This is a genomic window from bacterium (genome assembly GCA_037131655.1).
Lineage (GTDB): Bacteria > Armatimonadota > Fimbriimonadia > Fimbriimonadales > JBAXQP01 > JBAXQP01.
Genome location: JBAXQP010000119.1, coordinates 1 through 8118, shown reverse-complemented (window position 1 = coordinate 8118; position 8118 = coordinate 1). Strand labels below are relative to the sequence as shown.

The 8118-nt window shown below is 47.4% G+C and carries 7 protein-coding genes; all 7 read left to right on the top strand.

What is annotated here, in order from left to right:
* Positions 1-130 precede the first annotated feature (130 nt).
* Positions 131-1417, top strand: coding sequence for a homoserine dehydrogenase (locus tag WCO51_07010; protein ID MEI6513010.1), 1287 nt, complete (start codon positions 131-133; stop codon positions 1415-1417).
* A gap of 3 nt (positions 1418-1420) precedes the next feature.
* A complete protein-coding gene (gene thrC, locus WCO51_07005) occupies positions 1421-2488 on the top strand; it encodes a threonine synthase (GenBank protein ID MEI6513009.1) in 1068 nt (355 codons plus the stop codon).
* Between the two features lie 52 nt (positions 2489-2540).
* A complete protein-coding gene (locus WCO51_07000; GenBank protein ID MEI6513008.1) occupies positions 2541-3746 on the top strand; it encodes a cofactor-independent phosphoglycerate mutase in 1206 nt (401 codons plus the stop codon).
* 54 nt (positions 3747-3800) lie between these two features.
* Positions 3801-5039: an aspartate kinase gene (locus tag WCO51_06995; GenBank protein MEI6513007.1), complete on the top strand. Its 1239-nt coding sequence runs from the start codon at positions 3801-3803 to the stop codon at positions 5037-5039.
* 652 nt (positions 5040-5691) lie between these two features.
* Complete coding sequence (gene rpsL / locus WCO51_06990; protein ID MEI6513006.1) at positions 5692-6078, top strand: 30S ribosomal protein S12; 387 nt, start codon at positions 5692-5694, stop codon at positions 6076-6078.
* 9 nt (positions 6079-6087) lie between these two features.
* Positions 6088-6558, top strand: a complete 471-nt coding sequence (gene rpsG, locus WCO51_06985; protein MEI6513005.1) for a 30S ribosomal protein S7 — start codon at positions 6088-6090, stop codon at positions 6556-6558.
* 31 nt (positions 6559-6589) lie between these two features.
* On the top strand, positions 6590-8118 hold a 1529-nt coding region (fusA, locus tag WCO51_06980), incomplete at its 3' end, for an elongation factor G (GenBank protein MEI6513004.1).

Genomic DNA, 8118 nt, shown 5'->3' with positions numbered 1-8118 from the left:
ATCGTAAACCGAAGAGAGTACAACCAGAGGCATATCTATGCCTTAGCGGTTGAGGAATTAACATTCTGATTGGACCAAAAATAGGGAACATACTAGGTATGGAAGACCGTAGACCTAGTAAGGGGAAAGTATGAAAAAAATTAAGATAGGGCTTATAGGATTCGGCACCGTGGGCGCGGGTGTAGTGAAGGTATTGAATGAGAAGAGAGCTTCATTAAAAGCCAGTACCGGACTTGATCTTGAGATTGTTAGGATCTGCGTAAAGCATATCAGCTCAAAAAGGCCGGTCGAGGTCGCCAAAGACGTACTTACCTCGTCTATCGACGAGGTGTTATATGATAAACAAATCGACATTGTTGTCGAGCTTATAGGGGGTATTCAACCTGCAAAGGAAATTATCATGGAGGCGCTTAGGCAGGGGAAACACGTGGTTACTGCTAACAAGGCGCTACTTGCCGAATGCGGGGCTGAGATATTTGGCTTATCACAGAAGCTCAGACTTGCGGTTGGTTTTGAGGCGAGTGTCGGAGGAGGAATTCCAATCATTCGCTCTCTTCGCGAAGGATTTATTGCCAACAAGATTGACCTTATCTACGGAATTCTAAACGGTACCAGTAACTTCATATTATCAGAAATGTCCGAACATGGTACACAATTCAAAGATGCGCTCTTATATGCCCAAAAGCTTGGTTATGCTGAAAAGGATCCAAGTTTTGATGTTGGTGGCATCGATTCGGCTCATAAGCTTTCAATATTGGCTCTTCTTGGGTTTGGTGTATTTGCCGCTCAAGACTCGATCTATACCGAAGGAATTACTGATATTGAGCAAAGCGATATTGATTATGCGAGCGAGAACGGTTATGCAATCAAACTTCTCGCTATCGCCAAACGCAGAAAAGAGGGCGTGGAGCTACGAGTTCACCCGACACTGATACCTAAGACGCATCTTCTTGCAAACGTCGGGGACGTCTATAATGCGATATTTGTAAGGGGCGATCTTGTGGGCGATAACCTCTTCTACGGAAAGGGCGCAGGGTCGCTCCCGACTGCAAGTTCTGTGGTGAGCGACCTCGTTTCAGTTGCAGCTGGGATAGCTGCGGGTGTGATTCCATGTATAACACCTGTGGCTGGAACTGCGAGTGCTGTGTGTGACATGAGCGATATAAGATCGCGTTATTATGTTCGATTTACCGTGGTTGACAAGCCTGGGGTTCTTTCCAAAATATCGGGCATTTTAGGCAATCACGATATAAGTATAGCCACGGTTACCCAGAAAGAGATCAAGTCCGAAAAACCGGTTCCGATAGTAATGATGTCGCATGAAGCCCGCGAGAGCGATATGGCGGCGGCGCTTCGCATCATTGATGAATTGGATGTTATAAAGAGCAAGACTGTTTGCGTACGCGTGGAGGAATGATCAATGTGGAAAGGGCTAATTAAAGAATACGGAAAATTTCTGCCGGTGACAAATAAAACACCGGTGGTGACCCTTAACGAGGGCAATACCCCGCTTATCTATGCCTGCAATATCAGTAATCTTCTCGGGAATAATATTGAGGTATATCTAAAATATGAAGGCTTAAATCCAACAGGATCTTTCAAGGACAGGGGTATGACCGTCGCCATTTCAAAGGCGCTTGAGGAGGGAGCGAAGGCAGTGATCTGTGCATCAACCGGAAATACCTCGGCGTCGGCTGCCGCCTATTCGGCAAAGGCTGGGCTTACGTGTGTGGTACTTATTCCCGAAGGCGCTATCGCGCTTGGCAAGCTTTCTCAGGCTCTTATACACGGTGCAAAGGTGATTGCTGTGAAGGGCAACTTTGATGTTGCGCTTGATCTGGTACGAGAGATCGCCGAGAAGTATCCGATCACGCTTGTTAATTCCGTAAATCCTTACAGGATCGAGGGTCAGAAGACAGGGGCATTTGAGGTATGCGATGCCCTGGGTGACGCGCCTGATTATCATGCTATACCGGTGGGTAACGCGGGCAACATAACTGCTTATTGGAAGGGGTACAACGAATACAAAAATAATAATCGTATTTCGCGCCTTCCTAAGATGCTCGGATTTCAGGCCGAAGGTGCGGCTCCGATTGTAAATGGCGCGCCAGTCAAGGATCCGAAGACCATAGCGACTGCGATCAAGATAGGCAATCCCGCGAGTTGGGAACAAGCCATAGCAGCCCGCGACGAATCAGGTGGGCTTATCGATTCTGTAACCGACGATGAAATACTCGAGGCATATGGCATCCTTGCATCTAAAGAGGGCGTATTTGTCGAGCCAGCAAGCGCCGCTAGCGTCGCAGGCATTTTGAAACTTAATCGCCGTGGTTTCTTTAGCAGCACGATACCTGGATACCGGATAAAGATCGTCTGTGTTCTCACTGGCCATGGTCTCAAAGACCCTGAACGTGCGATTGCAAGCGTCCGGAAACCTGTTGTAGTGGAGCCGGAAATGTCACTCGTTCTTAAGGAAATTGGAATATGAACCCATACGACAAATATATGATCTATCCTGTTGGATGAAAAAGGACCAAAAGATGAAATACGTGATAATGGTTGGGGACGGAATGAGCGATAGGCCTATAAAGGAGCTTAACGGAAAGACTCCACTCGAGGTGGCCAAAATACCGGCGATGAATGAGATCGTGAAAGCGGGCATGATAGGCACAGTTAAGACAATTCCTAATGGGCTTAAGCCGGGAAGCGACGTCGCTAATTTGGCGGTGCTTGGGTACGATCCAAAAGTTTATTATACCGGACGTGGGCCTCTTGAAGCGGCGAATATGGGGGTAGAGATAGCCAAGGATGAAGTGGCGTTCAGATGTAACCTAGTAACGGTTGAAAATGACATCTTGGCTGATTACAGCGCAGGGCATATTACCAATAAGGAGTCGTCACTACTTATCAGTTTCCTCAAAGAAAGCATGGGGTCGGAAAGCATTCGTTTTATCCATGGGAAAAGCTACCGACACTTGGTCATATTTAAAACAAAGTCTCCTGACGAGCTTGATGAGCTTGTAAAGACGGTGACTACGCCACCTCATGATATTATGGGCGCTACGCTATCAAATCATCTTCCGAAGGGGCGTATTGCTGCTCTTCTAACAGACCTTATGGAACGATCGCGCATGCTTCTTGAAAAACATGAGATAAATAAGAAACGTATCGTTCTAAAAGAGAATCCTGGCAATATGATCTGGCTATGGGGGCAGGGGACAAATCCGAGTATCCCCTCTTTTAAGGGGCTCTTTGGTGTTGATGGTGCGGTCATCTCTGCGGTAGATCTTGTAAACGGCATCGGAAAACTCGTTGGTCTTGAGGTAATAAATGTTCCGGGAGCGACAGGTTATTATGATACGAATTATCAAGGTAAAGGCGATTACGCGGTAAAAGCCCTAGATGATAAGGATTTTGTTTTCGTCCATGTTGAGGCCCCCGATGAGGCAGGTCACAATGGAGATATGCTCGCAAAGATAAGCGCAATCGAGAGCTTCGATAAATACGTGGTGGCCACCGTGTGGAATTATCTTAAGGCAAGTAAAGATTTCCGTGTCATGGTCCTCCCCGATCACGCTACCCCGATTTCTTTAAGGACTCATGTGACAGATCCTGTGCCTTTTGCTATGGCAGGGTCGGGGGTCGATCATAACGGATTCGATGTCTACAGTGAGACCGTCGCGGCTTTGAGCAGTATAAAATTCGAGAGCGGTACCTCGCTAACTGAAGCATTTTTTAAGCGTTGATTTGTTATGGTACTTTAATAAGCGGTTAATGTGTTCTGAAAGTCGATACTCAAGATGAAGAAAGACATAGTAGTGCAGAAATACGGCGGTACCAGTGTTGCCGACGTAGAGCGGATACAAAATGTAGCCAAGCGCGTGGTAAATACCGCAGCGAAAGGATTTCATGTGGTTGTGGTCGTGTCGGCTCTTGGAAATACGACCGATAACCTGATAGAACTTGCGCATAAGATAACGGAAAGCCCATCGGAACGCGAACTAGATATGCTCTTATCTACAGGCGAACAGGTCTCCTGTGCACTTCTAGCGATGGCCATACAAAAGCTTGGGAAGGACGCTATTTCATTTACGGGTCATCAAGTGGGGATTGTTACTGATGAATCATTCACGAAAGCTCGTATTATAGACATCAACGCCAAGCGTATTCATGAAGAACTTTTAGCTGACCGGGTAGTAATCGTCGCGGGATTTCAGGGAGTAAGCCTTAATCAGGATATTACTACGCTTGGACGTGGTGGTTCCAATCTCACTGCGGTAGCACTCGCTAAATTCCTGAAAGCTTCGATCTGCGAGATGTATACCGATGTCGAAGGAGTATTTACTGCCGATCCGCGCATAGTGCCGAATGCTCGAAAGATCGACAGAATGAGCTATGAGGAGATGTTCGAACTCGCGTCTCTGGGCGTACAAGTGCTACAGCCACGTTCCGTAGAGTGCGCGATGAAGTTTAATGTACCTATCCACGTACGCTCAAGTTTCTCCGACAATAAAGGGACGATTATCTTGAAGGAGGTGAAATCAATGGAAGAAATAGTGGTATCAGGGGTTGCACTTACTAAAGATGAAGCTAAAGTGACAATATGTGATGTGCCGGATAAACCGGGGGCTGCTGCGGCCATTTTCAGGGAACTTGCAAATGCTGATGTGAATGTCGATATGATCGTGCAGAACGTCTCACGTGCAGGATCCACAGATCTCTCATTCACTGTACCAACGTCAGATCTTCCAAAGACACTTAAGGTCGCAAATGAAGTTACACACTCGATAGGGGCAAGTGGTGTGACGGTTGACAAGGACATCGCAAAGATATCGGTAGTTGGCATAGGCATGAGGAGCCATTCGGGCGTTGCTGCAGATATGTTCAGCGCACTCGCGGATAAGGAGATCAATATCGAGATGATATCCACGAGCGAAATCAAGATATCATGTGTAATTAAGAAGGTCCATGCTCAGGAAGCTGTACGAGCTATCCATGATAAATTCAATCTCTCAAAGAAGAAAGTTATAAAAACTTAAGGCGTATAGGAACGATCCTCCCATTTCTAGAATTTCACCGTTGGTCATTCAACCAACGGTGAAATTCTTTTAGAGCCGCTATCTCGAATTGATGGATCTAATGGAGAGTCAATCTCTATGGATAAAAGCAGAAAGCCAGCAGCTTGCCCCCAGCTATAACAATAAACATATGATTGATGACTAAGGCTTCATCTACATCATCACAAACTTTGGATCTACGGGAAAATGATAACTTGAGTCGATTTCCTGGTTTAGGGAACGATTCTTTTAAATCGCTTTAAACCCCTCAGCTACGGAACTGGCAAAAAAGGGTTGAAATCGTGGGGTGGCATGCTTGACAAGGTTTTAGTTTCTGGTATATAATAGTTCCTCGACAGTGGCGGTCGGAACCGCTGACGTTGAGCCGAAATATCGGAAGGAGGGCGTGGTTTGGGCGCAGGGTAGTAAGTGGACGAGCCCGCGTTGTTCGTAGCCCCGCGTTGTGCAATATAGTTCGCTCCATCGCATATGTAGTGATTGATTATGAGCACCGGAACCCGCACCCCCTTTGTCCGAGCGAGGGGTTTTTTAATGCCTGAAATAGGGTACACTCTCCCTCGAATGCTTTGACGGCTCTGACGCATACGCAAAGTTAGATTTATGAGGAGATTAGATGCCGACAGTTAACCAGCTCGTTCGCAAGCCACGATTAAAGGTAACGAAGAAATCGAAAGCTCCCGCGCTGCAGGATCATCCGCAGAAGCGTGGGGTATGTACGATTGTACGAACCATCACGCCTAAAAAGCCGAACTCGGCGTTGCGTAAGGTGGCTCGTGTTCGTTTAACCAACGGACAGGAAATTACCGCTTATATCCCAGGTGTCGGTCATAACCTGCAAGAGCACTCAGTGGTCTTAGTACGCGGTGGACGCGTTAAGGACCTTCCTGGTGTGCGCTATCATATAATTCGCGGAACTCAGCAAACAGCCGGTACTGCGAATAGAATGCAGGGACGATCGAAGTACGGCACTAAACGACCTAAGAAGACGGCAGGTAAGTAGGAGTAGAGTATGCCAGGAAGAGGCGAAATCCCGAAGAGATTAGTAGCTCCAGATCCGATTTACGGTAGTGAGATTATTGCGCGGTTTATTAACCGCATGATGTATGGCGGCAAGAAAAGCGTCGCCGAGAAAATATTTTACACCGCGATGAAGCTGGTTGAAGAAAAGGCTGGCAAACCTGCCGGCGAAATATTTGATCAGGCAATCCGGAACGTAATGCCGATGGTCGAAGTGCGACCAAGGCGTGTTGGCGGTCAAACCTACCAGGTTCCCATGGAGGTACCCGGTCATCGACGTCGCTCACTGGCTTTTCGTTGGCTGCTATTTGCAGCCCGCAGAAGATCCGGCAATACAATGGTCGAGAGATTAAGCGGCGAAATTCTTGATGCGGCTAACAACACAGGTTCAGCCATTAAAAAGCGCGAAGATACACACCGCATGGCGGATGCCAACAAAGCTTTTGCACACTATCGTTGGTAAAGAAGTCATCCAGCGGGAAAAGTTGAATTATATGCCTCGTACTCAAGCATTGGAAACAACAAGAAATATAGGAATCGCGGCCCATATCGATGCCGGTAAGACAACAACTACCGAACGCATCTTATATTACACAGGGCGAATTCACCGGATAGGTGAGGTCGATCAAGGCGCAGCGACGATGGACTGGATGGAACAGGAACAAGAGCGTGGTATTACCATTACCTCAGCAGCAACCACCTGTTTTTGGGAAGGCCATCGAATCAATATAATAGATACGCCTGGGCACGTTGACTTCACGGTTGAAGTCGAACGCTCGATGCGTGTGCTGGATGCGGTTGTTGCTTTGTTTTGCGCGGTCGGTGGTGTTCAGCCTCAATCGGAAACGGTTTGGCGCCAGGCGAACAAGTATGAAGTACCGCGTATCGCAATGGTTAATAAGATGGACCGGCTTGGAGCAGATTTCTTTAAGGTTGTCGAGTCAATTCGTACTCGCCTTGGAGCAAATGCGGTGCCGATTCAGATACCCATCGGTAAAGAAGCTGAATTCCAGGGCATTATTGACCTTGTTAAGATGAATGCTATCATCTACGAGAACGGTACCGGAAAAGATTTTGAAGTGACTGATATACCGGCGTACTTGAAAGATGAAGCTGCCGAGCATCATGATAAATTGATAGAGGCCTTAGCTGATGTTGATGACAGCATCATGGCCAAGTACCTTGAAAACGAACCAGTAACGGTTGACGAAATACGCGAGGCTATTCGGAAGAACACCATCGCCAGCAAGATAATGCCGGTGTTGTGTGGGTCGGCATTCAAGAATAAAGGTATACAGCCCTTGATGAATGCGGTAATTGATTACCTGCCTTCTCCGTTGGATATTGGTTCGGTAACGGGGATCAATCCTGAAAATGGAGAATCGGTAACCCGTGAGCCGAGCGACACTGAACCGCTGTGCGCATTTGTGTTTAAGATTATGTCGGACCCCTTCGTTGGCCGCTTGACTTATCTTAGGATATACTCTGGTGTTCTGACAAAAGGGTCGATGATCTACAATGCGAACAAAGAGAAGCGTGAGCGTGTTGGTCGAATCCTCCAGATGCATGCAAATTCTCGGGAGGATGTCGAAGAAGCATATTCCGGTGATATCGTCGGTGTGATTGGTTTGAACGAAGCGACAACAGGAAGTTCGCTCTGTCCGCAAGATAATCAGGTGGTTTTAGAACAGATTAGTTTCCCTGAACCGGTTATCGGAGTTGCGGTTGAGCCTAAGACACAGGCTGACCAAGAGAAGCTGTCTTTAGCGTTACATCGGTTGTCGCAGGAAGACCCGACATTCCAAGTGACGTCCGATACTGAGACAGGCCAAACGGTCATCTCTGGAATGGGCGAGTTGCACCTTGAGATAATTACAGATCGTATGCGCCGTGAGTTTGGTGTTGAGGCTAACGTTGGCAGGCCGCAGGTTGCCTATAAAGAAGCGGTTCGAACAAAGGCCAAAGCGGAAGGCCGTTATATACGCCAATCCGGTGGTTCTGGTCAATACGGACATTGTGTGTT